This window comes from Pseudomonas sp. 273 (assembly GCF_029201425.1).
In the GTDB taxonomy this organism is placed as follows: domain Bacteria; phylum Pseudomonadota; class Gammaproteobacteria; order Pseudomonadales; family Pseudomonadaceae; genus Pseudomonas; species Pseudomonas delhiensis.
Genome location: NZ_CP116775.1, coordinates 625354 through 647605 on the forward strand (window position 1 = coordinate 625354; position 22252 = coordinate 647605).

20 protein-coding genes are annotated in these 22252 nt (G+C 69.1%); 16 read left to right on the forward strand and 4 right to left on the reverse strand.

All coding sequences use genetic code 11. The annotated features are described in order from the left end of the window. The first annotated feature begins 162 nt into the window (after positions 1-162). The 8 genes from moaC to PKO50_RS02940 all read left to right on the forward strand — a co-directional run bounded on the left by moaC (position 163) and on the right by PKO50_RS02940 (position 5654). Positions 163-639: a cyclic pyranopterin monophosphate synthase MoaC gene (gene moaC / locus PKO50_RS02905; RefSeq protein WP_089389570.1), complete on the forward strand. Its 477-nt coding sequence runs from the start codon at positions 163-165 to the stop codon at positions 637-639. Next, positions 636-884 carry a MoaD/ThiS family protein gene (locus PKO50_RS02910; protein ID WP_089389569.1) on the forward strand — a complete coding sequence of 83 codons (249 nt, stop codon included), beginning with the start codon at positions 636-638 and terminating at the stop codon, positions 882-884. The genes moaC and PKO50_RS02910 overlap by 4 nt, the downstream gene beginning before the upstream one ends. A 4-nt stretch (positions 885-888) precedes the next feature. Continuing rightward, positions 889-1341, forward strand: a complete 453-nt coding sequence (moaE, locus tag PKO50_RS02915) for a molybdopterin synthase catalytic subunit MoaE (protein ID WP_109937185.1) — start codon at positions 889-891, stop codon at positions 1339-1341. An 83-nt stretch (positions 1342-1424) separates the two neighbouring features. After that, a complete protein-coding gene (gene moaB / locus PKO50_RS02920) occupies positions 1425-1994 on the forward strand; it encodes a molybdenum cofactor biosynthesis protein B (RefSeq protein WP_109937186.1) in 570 nt (189 codons plus the stop codon). Then, positions 1991-3226: a gephyrin-like molybdotransferase Glp gene (gene glp / locus PKO50_RS02925; RefSeq protein ID WP_275628755.1), complete on the forward strand. Its 1236-nt coding sequence runs from the start codon at positions 1991-1993 to the stop codon at positions 3224-3226. Before moaB ends, glp begins: the two co-directional genes overlap by 4 nt. A 60-nt stretch (positions 3227-3286) precedes the next feature. After that, on the forward strand, positions 3287-4282 hold the full coding sequence (locus PKO50_RS02930) for a peptidase U32 family protein (RefSeq protein ID WP_275628756.1): 996 nt from the start codon (positions 3287-3289) through the stop codon (positions 4280-4282). 11 nt (positions 4283-4293) lie between these two features. Further along, positions 4294-5184 (forward strand): U32 family peptidase, encoded by an 891-nt coding sequence (locus tag PKO50_RS02935; RefSeq protein ID WP_109932501.1) that lies wholly within the window; start codon positions 4294-4296, stop codon positions 5182-5184. Further along, entirely contained in the window at positions 5178-5654 is a 477-nt protein-coding gene (locus PKO50_RS02940; RefSeq protein ID WP_109932503.1) for an SCP2 sterol-binding domain-containing protein, read from the forward strand. The genes PKO50_RS02935 and PKO50_RS02940 overlap by 7 nt, the downstream gene beginning before the upstream one ends. Positions 5655-5662: 8 nt before the next feature. Here the strand turns inward: PKO50_RS02940 and PKO50_RS02945 are convergent, their stop codons facing one another. The 3 genes from PKO50_RS02945 to PKO50_RS02955 form a co-directional block, all read right to left on the reverse strand. Next, positions 5663-6031, reverse strand: coding sequence for a putative zinc-binding protein (locus tag PKO50_RS02945; RefSeq protein ID WP_074984560.1), 369 nt, complete (start codon positions 6029-6031; stop codon positions 5663-5665). 1000 nt (positions 6032-7031) lie between these two features. Further along, a complete protein-coding gene (gene narL, locus PKO50_RS02950) occupies positions 7032-7688 on the reverse strand; it encodes a two-component system response regulator NarL (RefSeq protein WP_109932505.1) in 657 nt (218 codons plus the stop codon). Further along, the gene (locus tag PKO50_RS02955; protein WP_109932507.1) at positions 7685-9547 is read right to left on the reverse strand and encodes a histidine kinase; all 1863 of its coding nucleotides are present in this window, start codon (positions 9545-9547) and stop codon (positions 7685-7687) included. The genes narL and PKO50_RS02955 overlap by 4 nt, the downstream gene beginning before the upstream one ends. 173 nt (positions 9548-9720) lie before the next feature. Here PKO50_RS02955 and PKO50_RS02960 point away from each other — a divergent pair, with 173 nt between their 5' ends. The 8 genes from PKO50_RS02960 to moaA all read left to right on the forward strand — a co-directional run bounded on the left by PKO50_RS02960 (position 9721) and on the right by moaA (position 21254). After that, positions 9721-11022, forward strand: coding sequence for a nitrate/nitrite transporter (locus PKO50_RS02960; RefSeq protein ID WP_109932509.1), 1302 nt, complete (start codon positions 9721-9723; stop codon positions 11020-11022). Positions 11023-11034: 12 nt separating this feature from the next. Next, on the forward strand, positions 11035-12441 hold the full coding sequence (locus PKO50_RS02965; protein ID WP_109932511.1) for a NarK family nitrate/nitrite MFS transporter: 1407 nt from the start codon (positions 11035-11037) through the stop codon (positions 12439-12441). 63 nt (positions 12442-12504) lie between these two features. After that, the gene (locus PKO50_RS02970) at positions 12505-16284 is read left to right on the forward strand and encodes a nitrate reductase subunit alpha (RefSeq protein WP_275628757.1); all 3780 of its coding nucleotides are present in this window, start codon (positions 12505-12507) and stop codon (positions 16282-16284) included. 11 nt (positions 16285-16295) lie between these two features. Further along, positions 16296-17831, forward strand: coding sequence for a nitrate reductase subunit beta (narH, locus tag PKO50_RS02975; RefSeq protein ID WP_089389556.1), 1536 nt, complete (start codon positions 16296-16298; stop codon positions 17829-17831). Positions 17832-17836: 5 nt separating this feature from the next. Then, positions 17837-18580, forward strand: a complete 744-nt coding sequence (narJ, locus tag PKO50_RS02980; RefSeq protein ID WP_275628758.1) for a nitrate reductase molybdenum cofactor assembly chaperone — start codon at positions 17837-17839, stop codon at positions 18578-18580. A 2-nt stretch (positions 18581-18582) separates the two neighbouring features. Beyond that, the gene (gene narI, locus PKO50_RS02985; protein ID WP_109932517.1) at positions 18583-19269 is read left to right on the forward strand and encodes a respiratory nitrate reductase subunit gamma; all 687 of its coding nucleotides are present in this window, start codon (positions 18583-18585) and stop codon (positions 19267-19269) included. 67 nt (positions 19270-19336) lie between these two features. Further along, positions 19337-20155: a peptidylprolyl isomerase gene (locus PKO50_RS02990; RefSeq protein ID WP_275628759.1), complete on the forward strand. Its 819-nt coding sequence runs from the start codon at positions 19337-19339 to the stop codon at positions 20153-20155. A gap of 109 nt (positions 20156-20264) precedes the next feature. Then, positions 20265-21254 (forward strand): GTP 3',8-cyclase MoaA, encoded by a 990-nt coding sequence (moaA, locus tag PKO50_RS02995; protein WP_275628760.1) that lies wholly within the window; start codon positions 20265-20267, stop codon positions 21252-21254. 331 nt (positions 21255-21585) lie between these two features. Here moaA and PKO50_RS03000 read toward each other — a convergent pair whose 3' ends face one another. Then, the gene (locus PKO50_RS03000) at positions 21586-21816 is read right to left on the reverse strand and encodes a hypothetical protein (protein WP_009616111.1); all 231 of its coding nucleotides are present in this window, start codon (positions 21814-21816) and stop codon (positions 21586-21588) included. Between the last annotated feature and the right edge of the window lie 436 nt (positions 21817-22252).

A 22252-nucleotide genomic window follows, 5' to 3' on the forward strand; every position in this document is an offset into this window, starting at 1 on the left:
CAGATAGCACCCCCGCTTTTCGTAGGAGCGAGCTTGCTCGCGAACCCCCGCCTACCTCTTTCTGTATACAATCCCCCTCCTTTTTTACCCTTCCCCCGGGCCCCCGCGGCCCGCGCAGGGCGTACACTTGATGCCATCCCTCGTTCTACCCGGAGACCTTCCTTGCTCACCCATCTCGATTCCCAGGGCCGCGCCAACATGGTCGACGTCACCGACAAGGCGGTGACCTCCCGTGAAGCCGTGGCCGAAGCGCGGGTGCGCATGCGCCCGGAGACCCTGCGGCTGATCCAGGACGGCGGCCACCCCAAGGGCGACGTCTTCGCCGTGGCGCGCATCGCCGGCATCCAGGCGGCCAAGCGTACCCACGAGCTGATCCCGCTGTGCCACCCGCTGTTGCTCACCAGCGTCAAGGTCGAGCTGCAGGCCGACGGCGAGGACGCCGTGCGCATCGAGGCGCGCTGCAAGCTGGCCGGGCAGACCGGCGTGGAGATGGAGGCGCTGACCGCCGCCAGCGTCGCCGCGCTGACCATCTATGACATGTGCAAGGCCGTGGACAAGGGCATGACCATCGAGGGCGTGCGCCTGCTGGAGAAGCTCGGCGGCAAGAGCGGCCACTACCGTGCGGAGGATGGGCAATGATCCGTGTGCAATACTTCGCCCGCTACCGCGAGGCCCTCGGCCTGGATGGCGAGCAACTGGGCTGGAGCGAGGCCTTCGCGAAGATCGACGACCTCCGCGGCTACCTGCTGGAGCGCGGCGGCGCCTGGCAGGTGCTGGCCGAGCAGAACCTGATGTGTGCGCGCAACCAGGAGTTGTGCGCCCTCGACGAGCCCCTCGCCGATGGCGACGAGGTGGCTTTCTTCCCCACCGTCACCGGAGGCTGAGGCCATGGCCGTGCGTGTCCAGGAAAGCCCCTTCGACCCCGGCGCCGAGGTCAACGCGCTGCACGCCGCCAACGTCGGCATCGGCGCGGTGGTCGGCTTCGTCGGCTATGTGCGCGACTTCAACGACGGCCGCGAGGTCGGCGGCATGTTCCTCGAACACTACCCGGGCATGACCGAGAAGGCCCTGGAGAAGATCGCCGTCGAGGCCAACGAGCGCTGGCCGCTGCTGCGCCTGGAGATCCTCCACCGCATCGGCCGCCTGGAGCCGGGCCAGCCCATCGTCTTCGTCGGCACCGCCAGCGCCCACCGCCAGGCGGCGTTCGACGCCTGCAACTTCGTCATGGACTACCTCAAGACCCGCGCGCCCTTCTGGAAGAAGGAAGACACCGCCGAGGGCCCGCGCTGGGTGGAAGGCCGCTGCAGCGACCAGGCCGCGGCGCAGCGCTGGGACAAATAGCCGCGCTACCTCTTCCGGGGAATGGGCAGGCCGGCTGCCGAGGCGCAGGCTGGGCGCCGTCCCATCCTTCCCCGGAGGCAGCCATGAGCCACCTGGCCACGCAGGACTTCCAGAGCCTGCAGATCGCCGTGCTGACCGTCAGCGACACCCGTACCCTGCAAACCGACGACTCCGGCCAGAGCCTGGCCGACGCCCTGCGCGAGGCCGGCCACGTGCTGGCCGAGCGGCGCCTGGTGGTCGACGACATCCACCAGATCCGCGCGGTGGTCTGCGCCTGGATCGCCGACCCGCGCATCCAGGTCGGGCTGATCACCGGCGGCACCGGCTTCACCGCCCGCGACAACACCCCGCAGGCCGTCGAACCGCTGCTGGAGCGGCGCGTCGAGGGCTTCGGCGAACTCTTCCGCCAGGTCTCCCTGGCCGAGATCGGTACCTCCAGCATCCAGTCGCGGGCCCTGGCCGGCGTCACCAACGGCACCCTGGTCTGCTGCCTGCCCGGCTCGCCAGGCGCCTGCCGCACCGCCTGGCGGGAAATCCTCGCCGCGCAGCTGGACAGCCGCACCCGGCCGTGCAGCTTCGTGCCGCACCTGAAGGCCCCGCCGAAGACCGAGGAGGGCTGCGGTGGCGCCTGTGCCTGCGGCAGCCGTTCATGAGCGGCTGCGGCTGTGACGGCCACGGCCTGAAGCCGGTGGACGAGGCCCTGGCCGAACTGCTGGCGCGCGCCCCGGCGCCGCCGGCGGTGGAGTCCGTGGCCCTGGCCGAGGCCCTGGGCCGGGTACTGGCCAACGACCTCGAGGCCCCCTGCGACCTGCCGCACTGGAACAACAGCGCCATGGACGGCTACGCCCTGCGCGCCAGCGACGTGCCGGCGGGCGGCGGCAGCCTGGCGCTGGCCGGCTGCATCGCCGCCGGCGAGGCGGCCGACCAGGCGCTGCCGGCGGGGTGCGCCGTGCGCATCTTCACCGGCGCGCCGGTGCCGCCGGGGGCCGACAGCGTGGTGGCCCAGGAAGACTGCCGCATCGAGGGCGACCGCGTGTGGCTGCCGCCGGTGACGGCGGGCAGCCACGTGCGCCGCCGTGGCGAGGAACTGCGCCAGGGCGCGCCGCTGTTGCGCGCCGGGTGCCGCCTGCGGCCCCAGGAGCTGGGCCTGCTGGCCGCCGTGGGCCTGGCCTGGGTGCCGGTGTACCGGCGCCTGCGCGTCTGCCTGCTGAGCAGCGGCGACGAGCTGCGCGAGCCGGGCCAGGCGCTGGCGCCGGGGCAGATCTACAACGCCAACCGCTTCAGCCTCGGCGCCCTGCTGCGCCAGTGGGGCCTGGACGTACAGGAATACGAAGTGCTGGTCGACACCCTGGCCGCCAGCCGCGACGCCCTGGAGCTGGCCGCCGCCGAGTGCGACGTGCTGATCAGCAGCGGCGGCGTCTCGGTGGGCGAGCGCGACCACCTCAAGCAGGCGGTCGGCGCCCTCGGCGAGTTGCACCTGTGGCGCCTGGCGATGCAGCCGGGCAAGCCGCTGGCCTTCGGCAGCGTGGCCGGCAAGCCCTGGCTCGGCCTGCCGGGCAACCCGGCGGCGGCGCTGGTCACCGCCCTGGTGGCGGCGCGGCCCTTTCTGCGCAGGGCCCAGGGGCTGGCCGAGACCGCGGTGACGCCGCTGAACCTGCCGGCGGGCTTCGCCTGGCCGCAGCCGAACAAGCGCCGCCAGTACCTGCGGGCGCGCCTGGCCACCGACGCCAGCGGCGCCAGCCGGGTGGAAATCCACCCGCAGCAGGGCTCGGCCATGCTGCTGGCCGCCAGCTGGGCCGACGGCCTGGCGGTGGTGGAGGCGGGGCGTACCCTCGCCGCCGGCGAGCCCGTGGCTTACCTGCCGTTCAGCGAACTGTACAGCTGACGTCAGCCCTGGCCGCCGGCCTCGCCGAGGCGCGGCGGCCGTTCCATGCAAGGGGGAAGCATGCAACTGGTATGTCCGGCGGGCAGCCTGCCCGCCCTCAAGTCGGCGCTGCGCGAAGGCGCCGACGCCATCTACGTGGGATTCCGCGACGACACCAACGCCCGCCACTTCGCCGGGCTGAACCTCGACGACCGGCAACTGCAGGAGGGCCTGCAACTGATCCGTGCGGCCGGCCGGCAGCTCTACCTGGCGGTCAACACCTACCCCGGCGCCGCCGGCTGGCCGCGCTGGCAGCGCGCCGTGGACCACGCCGCCGAGCTGGGCGTGGACGCGCTGATCGCCGCCGACTGCGCGGTGCTCGGCTATGCCGCGCGGCGCCATCCGCAACTCGCCCTGCACCTGTCGGTGCAGGGTTCGGCGACCAACGTCGCGGCGCTGGCCTTCTACCATGAGCGCTACGGCATCCGCCGCGCGGTGCTGCCGCGGGTGCTGTCGCTGGCCCAGGTGCGCCAGGTGGCGGCGAACAGCCCGGTGCCGGTGGAAGTCTTCGCCTTCGGCAGCCTGTGCATCATGGCCGAGGGCCGCTGCCACCTGTCGTCCTACGTCACCGGCGAGTCTCCCAACCTCTGCGGCGTTTGCTCGCCGGCCAAGGCGGTGCGCTGGAGCGAGGAGCCCAAGGGGCTGACCTCGCGCCTGAACGACGTGCTGATCGACCGCTACGCGCCGGGCGAGCCGGCCGGCTACCCGACCCTGTGCAAGGGCCGCTTCGTGGTCGACGGCCAGCGCTTCCACGCCCTGGAAGAGCCCACCAGCCTCAACACCATCGACCTGATCCCGCAGCTGGCGCAGATCGGCGTGGCGGCGGTGAAGATCGAGGGCCGCCAGCGCAGCCCGGCCTACGTCGAGCAGGTCACCCGCGTCTGGCGCCAGGCCCTGGACAGCTGGCGCCGCGCGCCGGAGCGCTACCAGCCGCAGGCGCAGTGGCAGGCTGCGCTGGAGAAACTTTCCGAAGGGCACCAGACCACCCTGGGCGCCTACCATCGTTCCTGGCAGTGAGGTAACGCCTGATGAAACTCAGCCTGGGGCCGGTGCTGTTCTACTGGGACCGCCGGACACTCCTGGACTTCTACGCGCAGATGGCCGAACAGCCGCTGGACGCCATCTATATCGGCGAGACCGTGTGCTCCAAGCGCCGCGCCCTGTCGCTGGACGACTGGCTGGGCCTGGGCCGCGAGCTGGCGCAGCAGAGCGGGGCGGAAATCCTCCTCTCCGGGCTGGCGCTGATCGAGGCGTCCTCCGAGCTGTCGTCGCTGCGCCGGCTGTGCGCCAACGGCGAGCTGCGGGTGGAGGCCAACGACATGGGCGCGGTGCAGATACTGCATGGCCTGGGCGTGGAATTCGTCGGCGGCCCGGCGCTGAACCTGTACAACGGCCACGCCCTGGCCGAGCTGCACGGCTGCGGCCTGCGCCGCTGGGTGCCGCCGGTGGAATGCTCCGGCGAGCAGGTGCTGGCGGTGCTGGAACAGGCCCGGGAGCTGGGCCTGGAGGACCTGGAAACCGAGGTGTTCGCCTACGGCCACCTGCCCCTGGCGTACTCCGCGCGCTGCTTCACCGCCCGTGCGGAGAACCGGCCCAAGGACGACTGCCAGTTCTGTTGCCAGAACTACCCGGAGGGGATGTCGATGCTCAGCCAGGAAGGCGCGCCGCTGTTCACCCTCAACGGCATCCAGACGATGTCCGGCGAGCCGGGCAACCTGCTGGCCGACTATGCTTCGCTGTGCGACTGCGGCACCGACATGCTGCGCCTGAGCCCGCGGGCGCAGGGCATGGTGGAGGTCATCCAGGCCTTCGACCAGGTGCGCCGTGGCGCCGCGCCGCCGCTGGCGGTGGAAGGTTGCAACGGCTACTGGCATGGCCGCCCCGGCATGCTGCGCAGCGATGAGGTGAACCTGTGCTGAATCTCGAAACCGGCGCCCTGCGCGCCGCCGAACGCCTGCTGCCGCTGGCCGCGCGGGTGCCTGCGCCGCTGCAGCGGGCGGTGCTGCAACGCGCCGCCAACCGCCTGTTCGCCGCGCCGCTGGCGGCCGGCGACTTCGACCTGCTCGAAGGCCATTGGCTACGCCTGGAAGTCAGCGACCTGGGCCTGGGCTGGAACCTCACCCGCGGCCGCGACGGCCTGCAACTGGCGGAAGGCCCCGTGCCCAGCGTGACCATCCGCGGCGGCTGGCGTGATTTCCTGTTGCTGGCCGGGCGCCAGGAGGACCCCGACACCCTGTTCTTCCGCCGCCGCCTGGTGATCGAGGGCGACACCGAACTGGGGCTGGCGCTGAAGAACCTGATCGACAGCCTAGACCCCGAGAGCCTCCCGGCCTGGCTGTGGAACGGCCTGCAGCGCGCCGCGCGCAGCGTGCAGGCGCAGCAGGCCTGAGGCGGCGCTCAGGCGCTACTGAGCAGGAGGAACTGCAGTTCCTCGTAGAGCATTTCGAAATCGTCGAGCGAACTGCTTTCGCCGTAGCGTTTGCGCAGCCCGTACTCGGTGAGGGTGAGCGCGTGCGCCGGGATCACCCCATGGCGCGCCAGGCAGCCGCGCACGCAGTGCAGGTGGCAGCCGTCCAGGGCGAGGATCGGCCGGCCGGAGCAGGCCTTCTTCACCAGCGGCGGCACGTCGCCGCCGACGCCGGCGATGCAGGACATCTCGGCCAGGCCGTCACGGTCCAGGCGCAGGGCCAGGTCGTTGGCCAGCTGGGCCAGGTTGGAACAGCCGGAACAGGAATACACGAGGGGCAACTGGGACTTCGGGTGCATGGCGACCTCCGCGCGATGAATGCGCAGTGTCGGGCGGCGGCCAGGCGCGGCGACATGACCTGCGTCAATTCGTGCTGACGGCTACTCCCGTGGAGGTATAAGGGTTTTCTGTAGGAGCGCCGCCAACTGGTGATGTAGGAGCGGGCTCTGCCCGCGATTCGCGCGCAGGGCGCGCTCCTACAAGGGCACGGCGTATGGGCAACCTGTCGCGGGGGCAACGGCGGATAACGCCGTAGGCGTTCTGCGCCCTACGGGATGGCGTGGGGCGAATAACCGTTCGCGGTTATCCGCCGTTGGCCGGTCCGGCGTGGCCGGTGAATCCAATCGCGGACAAGGTCCTACGGTTCCAGGGAGGCACATTCGTAGGAGCGGGCCCTGCCCGCGATTCGCGCGCAGGGCGCGATCCTACAAGGGCACGGCGTATGGGCAACCTGTCGCGGGGGCAACGGCGGATAACGCCGTAGGCGTTATGCGCCCTACGGGATGGCGTAGGGCGAATAACCGTTCGCGGCTATCCGCCGTTGGCCGGTCCGGCGTGGCCGGTGAATCCAATCGCGGACAAGGTCCGCTCCTACGGTTCCAGGGAGGCACATTCGTAGGAGCGGGCCCTGCCCGCGATTCGCGCGCAGGGCGCGCTCCTACAAGGGCGCGGCGTGTCGCGGGGGCAACGGCGGATAACGCCGTAGGCGTTATCCGCCCTACGGGATGGCGTAGGGCGAATAACCGTTCGCGGTTATCCGCCGTTGGCCGGTCCGGCGTGGCCGGTGAATCCAACCGCGGACAAAGTCCGCTCCTACGGTTCCAGGGAGGCACATTCGTAGGAGCGGGCCCTGCCCGCGATTCGCGCGCAGGGCGCGCTCCTACAAGGGCACGGCGTATGGGCAACCTGTCGCGGGGGCAACGGCGGATAACGCCGTAGGCGTTATGCGCCCTACGGGAATGGCGTAGGGCGAATAACCGTTCGCGGTTATCCGCCGTTGGCCGGGCGTGGGGGCGTGCCTCAACCCAGCCGGTTCTCCACCGCCCAGACCGCCGCTTCCACCCGCGAGCGCATGCCCAGCTTGTGCAGCACGCGCTTGACGTGGACCTTCACCGTGCCTTCGGTGATGTCCAGCTTGCGGGCGATCATCTTGTTGCTGAAGCCCTGGGCCAGCTGGCGCAGGATCTGCCGCTCGCGGTCGGTCAGGTCCTCCAGGCGCTTGGGCTGCTCGTCGCCGCCGCGCAGGGCCTGGGCCAGCACCTGGGCCAGCTGCGGGCTGATGCTGAGCTGGCCGGTGGCGGCCTGGCGGATGTGCTCCAGCAGGCGCTCGGGCTCCATGTCCTTGAGCAGGTAGCCGTCGGCGCCGGCGCGCAGCACGCTGATCACGTCGCCGCGGTCGTCGGACACGGTGAACACCACGATGCGCGCGTCCACCCCCCGCTCGCGCAGGGCGCGCAGGGTTTCCAGGCCGTTCATGCCCTTCATGTTCAGGTCCAGCAGGATCATGTCCGGGTCCAGCTCGGCGGCCAGCTGCAGGGCTTCCTCGCCGCTGCCGGCCTCGCCGACCACGCACAGGTCGTCTTCGAACTCCAGCAGTTGGATCACCCCGCGGCGCATCATCGGGTGGTCGTCCACCAGCAGGATGCGGGCTCGATCGTCGGTGGGGCTGGCGGTCATGGGGCGGACTCCTCGCGCTGGCGGTGGGACAGGGGTTGCGGCTGGAAGCTCAGGCTGACGCAGGTGCCGCGCGGCTCGCGCGGGGCGATGCGCAACTCGGCGCCGAGGGTCTGGCTGCGCTCGCGCATGATACTAAGCCCGTAGTGGCCGCTGCGGTTCTGCGTTGGGTCAAGGCCCACGCCGTCGTCCTCGATGCTGACCAGCACCTGGCCGTCGTCGCGCTCGGCCAGCACCACCCGCGCGCAGTCGGCATGGGCGTGACGGACCACGTTGGACAGCGCCTCGCGGACGATCTGCAGCAGGTGGATCTCATCGTTGGGGTTGAGCGGGATGTGCGCCAGGCGGTTGTCCAGCTCGATGGTCAGTTCGCCACGCTCGGCGAACTCGCTCACCGTGTCCTCCAGCGCCACCGCCAGGCTGGAGCGCTCCAGGCTGAGGCGGAAGGTGGTGAGCAGCTCGCGCAACTGGCGGTAGGCGCTGTTGAGGCCCTCGCGCAGCTCGTCCAGTGTCTCGTCGATCTTCTGCGCCGGCGCCTCGCGCTTGAGCAGGGTGCCCAGGCGGCTGACCTGGATCTTCAGGTAGGACAGCGACTGCGCCAGCGAGTCGTGCAGCTCGCGGGCGATGGTGCTGCGCTCGGCGAACAGCGCCAGGCGGCTTTCCTGTTCCTGCTGCAGGGCCAGGGCGAAGGTCCGCGCGATGTTGTCGCAGAAGGCCTCGATGCACTGCGCCTGCCAGTCTTCCAGGCGCCCGGTGGTTTCCACGAACAGCTCGCCGAAGCGGTGCTCGCCGCTGGCCAGGGGGAACATCAGCAGCGGTTGCAGGCCGCCGCCCTGGCCGCAGGTGTCGGCCCGCGTGCGGCAGGTGCCGCAGTCGCCCTGCAGGCAGAAGTCGGCGATGGCGCCGCTGGCGGTCAGCGAGTTGTAGGCGCGCTCGACGCCGTCCTTGTTCAGGCAGAGGGTCACCTTGCCGGCCTGCAGCACCTGCTCCAGCTGGCCCAGCAGCGGCCGCAGGCTGCGTTCGTCGTACGGGTCCTGGCCGAGGCGGCGGGCGCTGGCGTAGAGCAGCTCCAGGCGCTGGTGGCTGTGGGAGAGGGCGCGGGTCTTGTCCGCCACCCGCGCCTCCAGCTCGCCGTAGATGCCCTGCAGTTCCTCGGCCATCTGGTTGAAGCGCTCGCCCAGCTGGCTCAGCTCGTCCTCGCCGCTGTAGCTGACGCGCGCTTCCAGCTGGCCGCGACCCAGGCGGCGGGCGGTCTGCGTCAGCTCGCGCAGGGGGCCGACCACGTGGTAGCTGAGGTCGTAGAGGCTGACGAACACCACCAGCAGGCTGAGGAACAGGCACAGGCCCTGCACCGTGCTGAGCATCTGCGAGCGCTGCTCGGCGTTGCGCTGCAGGGTGCCGACGAAGGCGTCGATGTGCCCGACCAGGGTGTCCAGGGTCGCCACGGCCGGGGTCTGGGCGACGTCCAGGCCGGCCAGTTCCTGGCGCAGCAACTGGTGCTGGTGGCGCAGCGGGTCGTCGCTGTCGGCGCGTTGCAGCAGGCGCCCGATCTCGCTGCTTTCCAGGCGTTCGCCGAGGGTGCGGCGCAGCGCCTGGCGGCCTTCGGCCGACGGCTCCAGGGCCATGCGGTAGCTGAGCATGCGCAGCGAGCCGGCCTGGTTGATCACCGCCGCGTCCTGGTGCGAGTAGTCGGCGAACAGCAGGGCGCTGAACATGCCCGCAAGGGCCAGGGAGACCAGCAGGGTGAGGTAGCAGCCGAAGCGCAGGACGATGGACCGGCGCAGGGTCTGGCGGCCGGCGGGGGCCGTACCTCCAAAGAGCCGGTCGGCTGGTTCAGGTGTCGAGCGCGTACCTGTTTCCATTAAAAATGCCTTTGAAATCAAGGTGATGTGCGTATTTTTCAGCGATACCCCCTTGGAGGTAGCGGCGCACATCTGCCCATGAAACGCCCTCGGGGCCATTGATCGCGATCAACGGAAGCGAAATGGGCTCTGCCTAACGTGCGGCCAACGGCATCGGCAAATGAGTGGTGGCCATGGCTTCGCATCGACAGAAACAGTACTCCGTACTCGGCATGAGCACACTGGCGTTCGCCGTGAATTTCGCGGTCTGGACGATGTTCTCGATCATCGGTATCCGCATCAAGGCGGAGCTGGGCCTGTCCGAGGCGCAGTTCGGCCTGCTGGTGGCGCTGCCGATCCTCACCGGTTCGCTGGTGCGCCTGCCCCTGGGGTTGATCACCGACCGCTTCGGCGGGCGTATCGTGTTCTTCATCCACATGCTGCTGGTGGCCATCCCCATCTACGGCCTGGCCTTCGCCGACCAGTACTGGCAGTACCTGGTGCTGGGCCTGTTCGTCGGCCTGGCCGGCGGCTCCTTCGCGGTGGGCATCGCCTACACCTCGGCCTGGTTCGAGAAGGAGCGCCAGGGCACCGCCATGGGTATCTTCGGCGCCGGCAACGCGGGCGCCGCCATCACCAACCTGGTGGCGCCGCTGATCGTGGTCGCCTTCGGCTGGCGCATGGTGCCGCAGGTGTACTCGGTGGCCATGCTGGTGACCGCGGTGCTGTTCTGGTGCTGCACCTGGAACGACCCGGCCCACGCCAGGGGCGGCGACGCCGATCCCGCCCGCGCGCGGCCGAGCCTGGCCCAGCAGCTGGCGCCGCTGGCCGAGCTGCGGGTATGGCGCTTCGGCCTGTACTACTTCTTCGTCTTCGGCGGCTTCGTCGCCCTGGCCCTGTGGCTGCCCAAGTACTACATCGCCGAGTACGGCCTGGACCTGAAGACCGCCTCCTTCATCACCATGCTGTTCACCCTGCCGTCGGGCCTGATCCGCGCCCTGGGCGGCTGGTTCAGCGACAGCTACGGCGCCCGCGCGGTGAACTGGGGCGTGTTCTGGGTGTGCCTGGTGTGCCTGTTCTTCCTCTCCTACCCGCAGACCACCATGACCGTCCACGGCATCAACGGCGACCTGAGCCTGGGCATCGGCCTGAACGTCTGGCTGTTCACCTTCCTGGTGTTCGTGGTGGGCATCGCCCAGGGCTTCGGCAAGGCCAGCGTGTACCGCATCATCCACGACTACTACCCGCAGAACATGGGCACCGTCGGCGGCATGGTCGGTGTCATCGGCGGCCTCGGCGGCTTCTGCCTGCCCATCCTGTTCGGCTACGCCGCCGACCACATCGGCGTGCGTTCCTCCTGCTTCATGCTGCTGTTCGGCCTGACCATCGTCTGCATGGTCTGGATGCACTACGCGATCAAGCAGCAGCGCCGCCTCGACGGCCAGGCCCAGGCGGCCGACGTCGACCTTTCCCCTCTGACTTCCAGCCAATCCTGACGGAGTGCCGACATGGGCATGATCGCCAATTCCCAACTCAAAGCCGCGCGGGGGCCCTTGCTGGTCGACTGGCGCCCCGAGGACTCGCAGTTCTGGGCGCAGTCCGGCAAGCGCATCGCCACGCGCAACCTGTGGATTTCCATCCCCGCGCTGCTGCTGGCCTTCTCCGTGTGGATGATCTGGAGCACCGTCACCGTGCGCCTGAACGCCGTGGGCTTCGCCTTCAGCAACGACCAGCTGTTCCTGCTGGCCGCGCTGCCGTCGATCTCCGGCGCCACCCTGCGGGTGTTCTACTCCTTCATGGTGCCGGTGTTCGGCGGCCGCCGCTGGACCGCGCTGTCCACCGCCTCGCTGCTGATCCCGTGCATCTGGCTGGGCTTCGCCGTGCAGGATGCGCAGACGCCCTACTGGGTGTTCGCCACCATCGCGCTGCTGTGCGGCTTCGGCGGCGGCAACTTCGCCTCCAGCATGTCCAACATCAGCTTCTTCTATCCCAAGAGCCAGCAGGGCACGGCCCTGGGCCTGAACGCCGGGCTGGGCAACCTGGGCGTCTCGGTGATGCAGTTCGCCGTGCCCCTGGCGGTGGCCGGCGGGCTGTTCGGCAGCTTCGGCGGCGAGCCGCAGCCGCTCTCCGACGGCGGCCGCCTGTGGCTGCAGAACGCCGGCTGGATCTGGGTGCCGTTCATCGCCGTGGTGGCCATCGCCGCCTGGTTCGGGATGAACGACATCGCCGACGCCAAGGCCTCGTTCCGCGAGCAGTCGGTGATCTTCAAGCGCAAGCACAACTGGCTGATGTGCTGGCTGTACGTGGCCACCTTCGGCAGCTTCATCGGCTTCTCGGCCGGCTTCGCCATGCTCAGCAAGACCCAGTTCCCGGACATCAACCCGCTGCAGTACGCCTTCCTCGGCCCGCTGGTGGGCGCCCTGAGCCGGCCCCTGGGCGGCTGGCTGGCGGACAAGTTCGGCGGCGCGCGCATCACCCTGTGGAACTACGCGGCGATGATCGCCGGGGTGTTCGCGGTGATCGCCTTCCTGCCCGGCGAGGGTGGCGCGGGCAGCTTCTTCGGCTTCCTCGGCGCCTTCATCGGCCTGTTCTTCTTCGCCGGCATCGGCAACGGCTCCACCTTCCGCATGATCCCGGTGATCTTCCGCAACGAGTGGGCCGCGCGCTTCAAGCGCGGTGGCTACAGCGAGGCCGAGGCGGCCAGGGGCGCGAGCATGGAGTCGGCCGCGGTGATCGGCTTCTCCGCCGCCATCGGCGCCTTCGGCGGCTTCTTCATTCCCAAGGCCTTCGGCACCTCGCTGCACATGACCGGCAGCGCCGAGGGCGCCCTCTACGTCTTCGTCGCCTACTACCTCAGCTGCATAGTCGCGACCTGGTGGTGGTATGCGCGCAAGGGCGCCGAGAGCCCTTGTTGAGACCCGTTTCGCGAGCCTGATTAGCGTTTGAACGCCCGGCGTAGACCGGGTGAGGAGATACAGATGAGTTACCTGCTCGACCGCCTGCAGTTCTTCAAGAAGAAACAGGGCGAATTCGCCGACGGCCATGGCGAGGTCTCCAACGAGAGCCGCGCCTGGGAGAACGGCTACCGCCAGCGCTGGCAGCACGACAAGATCGTGCGTTCCACCCACGGGGTGAACTGCACCGGCTCCTGCTCCTGGAAGATCTACGTGAAGAACGGCCTGATCACCTGGGAGACCCAGCAGACCGACTACCCGCGCACCCGCCCGGACCTGCCCAACCACGAGCCGCGCGGCTGCCCGCGCGGGGCCAGCTACTCCTGGTACATCTACAGCGCCAACCGCCTGAAGTACCCCAAGGTGCGCAAGCCGCTGCTCAAGCTGTGGCGCGAGGCGCGCGCCGCGCACAAGGACGCGGTGGACGCCTGGGCCAGCATCGTCGAGGACGCGCAGAAGGCGAAGAGCTACAAGAGCGAGCGCGGCCTGGGCGGCTTCGTGCGCTCCAGCTGGGACGAAGTCACCGAGATCATCGCCGCGGCCAACGTCTACACGGTGAAGACCTACGGCCCCGACCGCGTCATCGGCTTCTCGCCGATCCCGGCCATGTCCATGGTCAGCTACGCCGCCGGCGCCCGCTACCTGTCGCTGATCGGCGGGGTGTGCCTGTCCTTCTACGACTGGTACTGCGACCTTCCTCCCGCGTCGCCACAAATCTGGGGCGAGCAGACCGACGTGCCGGAGTCGGCCGACTGGTACAACTCCAGCTACATCATCGCCTGGGGTTCCAACGTCCCGCAGACGCGCACCCCCGACGCGCACTTCTTCACCGAGGTGCGCTACAAGGGCACCAAGACCGTGGCCGTCACCCCGGACTACTCCGAAGTGGCCAAGCTCACCGACCTCTGGCTCAACCCCAAGCAGGGCACCGACGCCGCCCTGGGCATGGCCTTCGGCCATGTCATCCTCAAGGAGTTCCACCTCGACAAGCCGCGCGCCTACTTCGTCGACTACTGCCGGCAGTACACCGACATGCCCATGCTGGTGCTGCTGGAGCCGCATGGCGAGGGCGCCTTCAAGCCGACCCGCTACCTGCGCGCCGCCGACCTCGATGGCCGCCTGGGCCAGGACAACAATCCCGAGTGGAAGACCATCGCCTTCGATGAAAGCAGCGGCCAACTGGTCTCGCCCACCGGCTCCATCGGCTACCGCTGGGGCGAGTCGGGCAAGTGGAACATCGAGGAGAAGGAGGGCGGCGAGGGCCGCGAGACGCGCCTGAGCCTGAGCCTGATCGACGGGCCGGAGCACGCCTGCGAGGTGGGCTTCCCGTACTTCGCCGGCCAGCTGCACCCGCACTTCAAGGGCGTGGACAACGACGAGGTGCTGCTGCGCCGCGTGCCCTTCCGCGACATCCAGGGCGCCGACGGCAAGACCCTGCGCGTGGCCACCGTCTACGACCTGCAGATGGCCAACTACAGCGTCGACCGCGGCCTGGGCGGGGCCAACGTGGCCCGCGGCTTCGACGACGCCGACACCCCCTACACCCCGGCCTGGCAGGAACGCATCACCGGCGTGCCGGCCGCCCGCGCCATCCAGGTGGCCCGCGAGTTCGCCGACAGCGCCGACAAGACCCACGGCAAGGCCATGGTGATCATCGGCGCGGCGATGAACCACTGGTACCACATGGACATGAACTACCGCGCGGTCATCAACATGCTGATGATGTGCGGCTGCATCGGCCAGAGCGGCGGCGGCTGGGCCCACTACGTCGGCCAGGAGAAGCTGCGCCCGCAGACCGGCTGGGTGCCCCTGGCCTTCGGCACCGACTGGAGCCGCCCGCCGCGGCAGATGAACGGCACCAGCTTCTTCTACCTGCACAGCTCGCAGTGGCGGCATGAAAAGCTGTCGATGCACGAGGTGCTCTCGCCCCTGGCCGACAGCAAGCAGTTCCCCGAGCACGCCGTGGACTACAACATCCGCGCCGAGCGCATGGGCTGGCTGCCCTCCGCGCCGCAGCTGGACCGCAACCCGCTGCGCATCGCCGCCGACGCCGAGAAGGCCGGGCTGCCGGTGCAGGACTACGTGGTGCGCGAGCTCAAGGCCGGCACCCTGCGCTTCGCCAGCGAGAAGCCGGACGATGCGCAGAACTTCCCGCGCAACCTGTTCGTCTGGCGCTCCAACCTGCTGGGCAGCTCGGGCAAGGGCCACGAGTACATGCTCAAGTACCTGCTGGGCGCCAAGAACGGCGTGATGAACGAGGACCTGGGCAAGGCCGGCGGCCCGCGCCCCACCGAGGTGGACTGGGTGGAGCAGGGCGCCGAGGGCAAGCTCGACCTGGTCACCACCCTGGACTTCCGCATGTCCTCCACCTGCATGTACTCGGACATCGTCCTGCCCACCGCCACCTGGTACGAGAAGGACGACCTCAACACCTCCGACATGCACCCCTTCATCCACCCGCTGTCGGCCGCCACCGACCCGGCCTGGGAAGCGAAAAGCGACTGGGAGATCTACAAGGCCATCGCCAGGAAGTTTTCCGAAGTCTCGGTCGGCCACCTGGGCGTGGAGAAGGACCTGGTCACCGTACCGCTGCTGCACGACACCGCCAACGAACTGGCCCAGCCCTTCGGCGGCACTGACTGGAAGAAAGGCGAGTGCGAGCCGCTGCCGGGGCGCACCATGCCCACCCTGCACCTGGTGGAGCGCGACTACCCCAACACCTACAGGAAGTTCACCTCCCTCGGCCCGCTGCTGGACAAGCTGGGCAACGGTGGCAAGGGCATCGGCTGGAACACCGAGAAGGAAGTGAAGCTGATCGGCGAGCTCAACCACCGTGTGCTGGAGCCGGGCGTCAGCCAGGGCCGGCCGCGCATCGAGAGCGCCATCGACGCCGCCGAGGTGATCCTCGCCCTGGCCCCGGAAACCAACGGCCAGGTGGCGGTCAAGGCGTGGAACGCGCTGTCGAAGTTCACCGGCCGCGAGCACGAGCACCTGGCGCTGCCCAAGGAAGAGGAGAAGATCCGCTTCCGCGACATCCAGGCGCAGCCGCGCAAGATCATCTCCAGCCCCACCTGGTCGGGCCTGGAAGACGAGCACGTGAGCTACAACGCCTGCTACACCAACGTCCACGAGCTGATCCCGTGGCGCACCATCACCGGCCGCCAGCAGTTCTACCAGGACCATCCGTGGATGCAGGCCTTCGGCGAGGGCTTTGTCAGCTACCGGCCGCCGGTCAACACCCGCAGCACCGACAAGCTGTTCAACAAGAAGCCCAACGGCAACACCGAGATCACCCTGAACTGGATCACCCCGCACCAGAAGTGGGGCATCCACTCCACCTACAGCGACAACCTGCTGATGCTCACCCTGTCCCGCGGCGGGCCGATCATCTGGCTCAGCGAGCATGACGCCAAGCGCGCCGGCATCGAGGACAACGACTGGGTGGAAGTCTTCAACGCCAACGGCGCCGCCACCTGCCGCGCGGTGGTCAGCCAGCGGGTGAAGGACGGCATGGTGCTGATGTACCACGCCCAGGAACGCATCGTGAACGTGCCCGGCAGCGAGACCACCAAGACCCGCGGCGGCCACCACAACTCGGTGACCCGCGTGGTGCTCAAGCCCACCCACATGATCGGCGGCTACGCCCAGCAGGCCTGGGGCTTCAACTACTACGGCACCGTGGGCTGCAACCGCGACGAGTTCGTGGTGGTGCGCAAGATGAACAAGGTCGACTGGCTCGACGAGCCGGAACACGGTGGCCTGGGCGGCGACGCCCTGCCGCAGCCGCTGCCCCGGGACATTTGAGGAGAGACGCCATGAAAATTCGTTCGCAAGTCGGCATGGTGCTGAACCTCGACAAATGCATCGGCTGCCACACCTGCTCCATCACCTGCAAGAACGTCTGGACCAGCCGCGAAGGCATGGAATACGCCTGGTTCAACAACGTCGAGACCAAGCCCGGCATCGGCTACCCGAAGGAGTGGGAGAACCAGCAGAAGTGGAAGGGCGGCTGGGTGCGCAACGCCGACGGCTCCATCGTCCCGCGCATCGGCGGCAAGTTCCGGGTGCTGGCGAACATCTTCGCCAACCCCGACCTGCCGGAGATCGACGACTATTACGAACCCTTCGACTTCGACTACCAGCACCTGCACACCGCGCCCAAGGCGCAGCACCAGCCGGTGGCGCGGCCGCGCTCGCTGATCAGCGGGCAGCGCATGCAGAAGATCGAGTGGGGCCCGAACTGGGAGGAAATCCTCGGCACCGAATTCGCCAAGCGCCGCCACGACAAGAACTTCGACCAGGTCCAGGCGGACATCTACGGCGAGTACGAAAACACCTTCATGATGTACCTGCCGCGCCTGTGCGAGCACTGCCTGAACCCGGCGTGCGTGGCTTCGTGCCCGAGTGGCGCGATCTATAAGCGCGAGGAGGACGGCATCGTCCTGATCGACCAGGACAAGTGCCGCGGCTGGCGCATGTGCATCAGCGGCTGCCCGTACAAGAAGATCTACTTCAACTGGAAGAGCGGCAAGTCCGAGAAGTGCATCTTCTGCTACCCGCGCATCGAGGCCGGCCAGCCGACCGTGTGCTCGGAAACCTGCGTGGGCCGCATCCGCTACCTGGGCGTGCTGCTCTACGACGCCGACCGCATCCATGAAGTGGCCAGCTGCGCCGACGAGCGCGAGCTGTACCAGAAGCAGCTGGAGATCTTCCTCGACCCCTTCGACCCGAAGATCATCGCCCAGGCCCGCAAGGACGGGGTGCCGGACAGCGTCATCGAGGCCGCGCAGAAGTCGCCGGTGTACAAGCTGGCCATGGACTGGCAGCTGGCCCTGCCGCTGCACCCGGAATACCGCACCCTGCCCATGGTCTGGTACGTGCCGCCACTGTCGCCGATCCAGAACGCCGCCGCCGAGGGCCATATCGGCAGCGACGGGGTGATCCCGGACGTCGAGTCCCTGCGCATTCCCGTGCAGTACCTGGCCAACCTGCTCACCGCCGGCGACACCGCGCCGGTGCTGCGCGCCCTCAAGCGCCTGCTGGCGATGCGCGCCTACAAGCGCGCCGAGCACGTGGAAGGCCGGCAGGACCTGGAGGTGCTGGCCAAGGTCGGGCTCTCGGTGCAGCAGGTGGAAGAGATGTACCGCTACCTGGCCATCGCCAACTACGAGGACCGCTTCGTCATCCCCACCGCGCACCGCGAGGAGGCGCTCTCCGACGCCTTCGCCGAGCGCAGCGGCTGCGGCTTCAGCTTCGGCAGCGGCTGCTCGGGCAACTCCGGCGTGAACCTGTTCGGCGGCAAGCCGGTGGACCGCCGCGACGTCATCCAGACCGTACAGATCCAGGAGTGACGACCATGAACAGTCACAGCCACAGCCATAGCCAACTGCTCAAGCTCTGCGCACTGCTGCTGGACTACCCGCGGCCGGAAGTGCGCGAGGAAAACCTGGCGCTGCACGCGCTGATCCGCACCTGCGACCTGCCCGAGGCGCAGCGCGACGGCCTCGCCGCGCTGCTCAACGAACTCTGCCAGGGCGACCTGCTGGACGTGCAGGCGCGCTACGACGGCCTGTTCGAACGCGGCCGCTCGGTCTCGCTGCTGCTCTTCGAGCATGTCCACGGCGAGTCCCGCGACCGCGGCCAGGCCATGGTCGACCTGCTGCACCGCTACAACGCCGCGGGCCTGGCCATCCACGTCAACGAGCTGCCGGACTACCTGCCGCTGTACCTGGAGTTCCTCGCCCTGCAGGACGCGCCGGCGGCCCGCGCCGGCCTGGCCGAGGTGGCGCACATCCTCGCCCTGCTGGCGGCGCGCCTGGACGAGCGCGGCAGCGCCTACGCCGCGGTGTTCCACGGCCTGCTGGAACTCTCCGGCGAGCGCCCGGACCTGGCCGCGCTGCACCGCGACTGCGAGCAGGAGGCTCGCGACGACAGCCTGGAGGCGCTGGACAAGGCCTGGGAGGAAACCCAGGTGAGCTTCAGTGAGCCCGCCGCCGGCTGCCCGTCGAACCCGCGGCAGCCCTCCAGCGCCCTCGAACAACCCCTGCAATGGGTCGCCCAGCCGGTGCCGCCGCGCCGGGTGGCCAGCCAAGGAGCCTGATCATGTCGTTGAATACCCTGCTGTTCGGGGTCTACCCCTACGTCGCCCTGCTCATCTGCCTGGTGGGCAGCTGGGCGCGCTTCGACCTCTCGCAATACACCTGGAAGGCCGGCTCCAGCCAGATGCTGAGCAAGAAGGGCATGCGCGTGTACAGCAACCTGTTCCACGTGGGCGTGCTGTTCATCCTCGCCGGCCACTTCGTCGGCCTGCTGACCCCCCATGCCGTCTACGAGCACCTCATCAGCACCGAGCACAAGCAACTGCTGGCGATGGTCTCCGGCGGTTTCTTCGGCGTGCTCTGCTTCATCGGCCTGACCGGGCTGATCCTGCGCCGCCTGACCGACGCGCGGGTGCGCGCCACCGGCAACGCCTCGGACCTGATGATCCTGCTGGTGCTCTACGCCCAGCTGATCCTCGGCCTTTCCACCATAGTCGCCTCCACCCACCACCTGGACGGCTCGGTGATGGTCATGCTGGCCGACTGGGCGCAGTCCGTCGTCACCCTGCAGCCGCTGGCCGCGGCCGAGGCCATCGCCCCGGTGTCGCTGGTCTACAAGCTGCACGTGATGCTCGGCCTGACGCTGTTCGTGCTGTTCCCCTTCACCCGCCTGGTGCACATCGTCAGCGCCCCGGTGTGGTACCTGGGCCGCCGCTACCAGGTGGTCCGCCAGAAGCGCCGCGTGGCCTGAACCACCGCGCCAACCCCTAGGGCGGATGGCCGTTCGCGGTCATCCGCCGCCCCCGAAGGTGATCCAGATGAGTTGCTCCCACTACGAGAACCGTGTCGAACATGTCGAGCTGCCGAAGCTTGCGGTCAACGGCGTCGCCATCGACGAAAGCGAACTGGCCCGCGAACTCCAGTACCACCCCGCCACCAGCCACGCCGAGGCGCTGCAGGGCGCCTGCCGCGCGCTGGTGGTGCGCCAGCTGCTGCTGCAGCGTGCCGACGCGCTGGGCCTGAGCGCCGAGGCGGAGGAGGGCGAGGCGCCCGAGGAAGCCCGCATCCGCGCCCTGGTCGACCGTGAGGTCGGCACACCCGAGGCCGACGAAGCCAGCTGCCGGCAATGGTACGAGGCCAACCCCGGCCGCCTGACCAGCCCCTGGCGCATGAGCCTGCGCCACGTCCTGCTGGCCTGCGCCCCGGACGACCTGGAAGGCCGCGCCAAGGCCCGCGAACAGGCGCTGGCGCTGCTGGCCGAGCTGCGCGAACACCCCGAGCGCTTCGCCGAGAAAGCCATGCGCTTCTCCGCCTGCCCGTCGAAGGACGAAGGCGGCGACCTGGGCTGGATCGAGCCCGGCCAGACCGTGCCCGAGTTCGAGAAGCGCCTGCTGCGCGAAACCCCCGGCCTGCTGGCCCAGCCCCTGGAAAGCCGCTACGGCCTGCACGTGGTGGAACTGCTGGCGCGCGAAGGCGGCGAGCCGCTGCCCTTCGCCGAAGCCCGCCCGCGCATCGCCGCCTACCTGCGCGCCCAGGTGCTGCAGCGCGCGGTCAGCCAGTACATCGCCGTGCTGGCCGGCGAGGCGCATATCGAGGGCTTCGCCTTCGAGGGCGCGGATTCGCCGCTGGTGCAGTGAGGCGGCGGAGTTTATCGCCGCACTGGACAGCCCCCTCTCCCTTCAGGGAGAGGGTTGGGGAGAGGGCCGGATCATCCGCCTTCGCCAAAGCATCAACCGGAGCACCCACATGCCCGACTGGATCGACGGCCAAGGCCGCAAGATCGACTACCTGCGCCTGTCGGTGACCGACCGCTGCGACTTCCGCTGCGTCTACTGCATGGCCGAGAACATGCGCTTCCTGCCGCGCCAGCAGGTACTGACCCTGGAGGAGATCGAGCGCGTGGCCCGGCTGTTCGTCGCCGGCGGCGTGCGCAAGCTGCGCCTCACCGGCGGCGAGCCGCTGGTGCGCCCCGGCATCGTCGGCCACTGCGAACGCCTGGCCGCGCTGCCGGGCCTGCGCGAGCTGTGCATGACCAGCAACGGCTCGCAACTCACCCGCTACGCCCGCGACCTGCGCAGCGCCGGCCTGGCGCGCCTGAACATCAGCCTCGACACCCTGGACGCGCAGCGCTTCCAGGCCATCACCCGCACCGGCCGCCTCGACCAGGTGCTGCGCGGCATAGATGCGGCGCAGGCGGCGGGCTTCGCCGGCATCAAGCTCAACTGCGTGGTGATGAAGGGCCGCAACGCCGACGAGGTGCCGGCCCTGGTGGACTACGCCATCGCCCATGAACTGGACATCAGCTTCATCGAGGAAATGCCCCTGGGCCAGGTCGGCCGCGACCGCGAGGAGAGCTTCTGCTCCAGCGACGAGGTGCGCGCGCTGATCGCCGAACGCCACGAACTGCTGGACAGCGCCGAGCACAGCGGCGGCCCGGCCCGCTACGTGCGCCTGGCGCAGCACCCGCGCACGCGCATCGGCTTCATCTCGCCGCACTCGCACAACTTCTGCGCCACCTGCAACCGCCTGCGCCTGACCGCCGAGGGCCGCCTGCTGCTGTGCCTGGGCCACGAGAACTCCCTGGACCTGCGCGGTCTGCTGCGCCGCCACCCGCTGCACGATGGGCCGATCCTCGACGCCCTGCACGCCGCCCTGCAACGCAAGCCCGCCCGCCATGAGTTCAGCGCCGGCGGCGAGGTACAGGTACTGCGCTTCATGAACCTCAGCGGCGGCTGAGCCAAGGTACGACCTCTTCGTAGGATGGGTTGAGCGAAGCGATACCCATCACCCCGGCCAGATGGGTATCGCAAGCTCAACCCATCCTACGGTCGTACTTTTCCGTCCCCCAAAGAAAAGGCCCCGGCGAAATGAGCGGTTCGCTGGGGCCTGGGCGCATGTCTGCGCTGGATACCGTGGTTGGAAAGGCAGATCATCTCGTCTGGCGGTCCCTCCATATGGCTGTCGTTGCAAGTCAGACTAGGCCAGCGCCGGGGCACTGGCATCCCTCGTAGGGGGTAGTCCGCCCGGGGCGAAAGAGAGTGCGGCGGCGTTATCCGCCGCCTGGCGTTCAGCGCGGGTTGCTGGAGGAGCCGCCGCCGAACAGGCCGCCGAAGATGCTGTTGACCAGGCCGAACAGGCCACCGACGATCGGCAGGTTCTGCAGCACGTTGAACACGCCGCCCAGCAGGCCGCCGGACTGCGAGCCGGAAGTGCCGAACAGGTCGCCCAGCATGCCGAAGAGGAAGCCGCCGGCTACCTGGTCGATTTCGTTTTCGTTGAGTACTTTCAGATCGTTCATGGCTGTTTCTCGCAAGCAGGAAAGGGATCGGCCCGGGATGGGCCGACCCGCATTCTCCCGGCCACCGCGCAGGCGGGCCATTCGGGATGGGCGCGCCGGACGGTGGGAAACGTCCGGTGTGCGCGGACATGGTCACGCGGAAGGGACTGTCTTCGCGTGCTCGCGTACGGTGCTTGCCGGCGGCTGTGTGTGCCAGGCTGGCTCCGCTCCCTCACCCCGGCCCTCTCCCTGAGGGAGAGGGGGCCGCCCGGCGTCGGCGGGAAGTCTGGCGTCAACCTGTAGGAGCGAGCTTGCTCGCGAATGGCGCTTGCCGGTGGCGGCTGTGTGTCAGGTTGACTCCGTCCCCTCTCCCCAGCCCTCTCCCTGAAGGGAGAGGGGGCCGTTCGGCGTGGGCGGGAAGTTCGGCGTCAACCTGTAGGAGCGGGCCCTGCCCGCG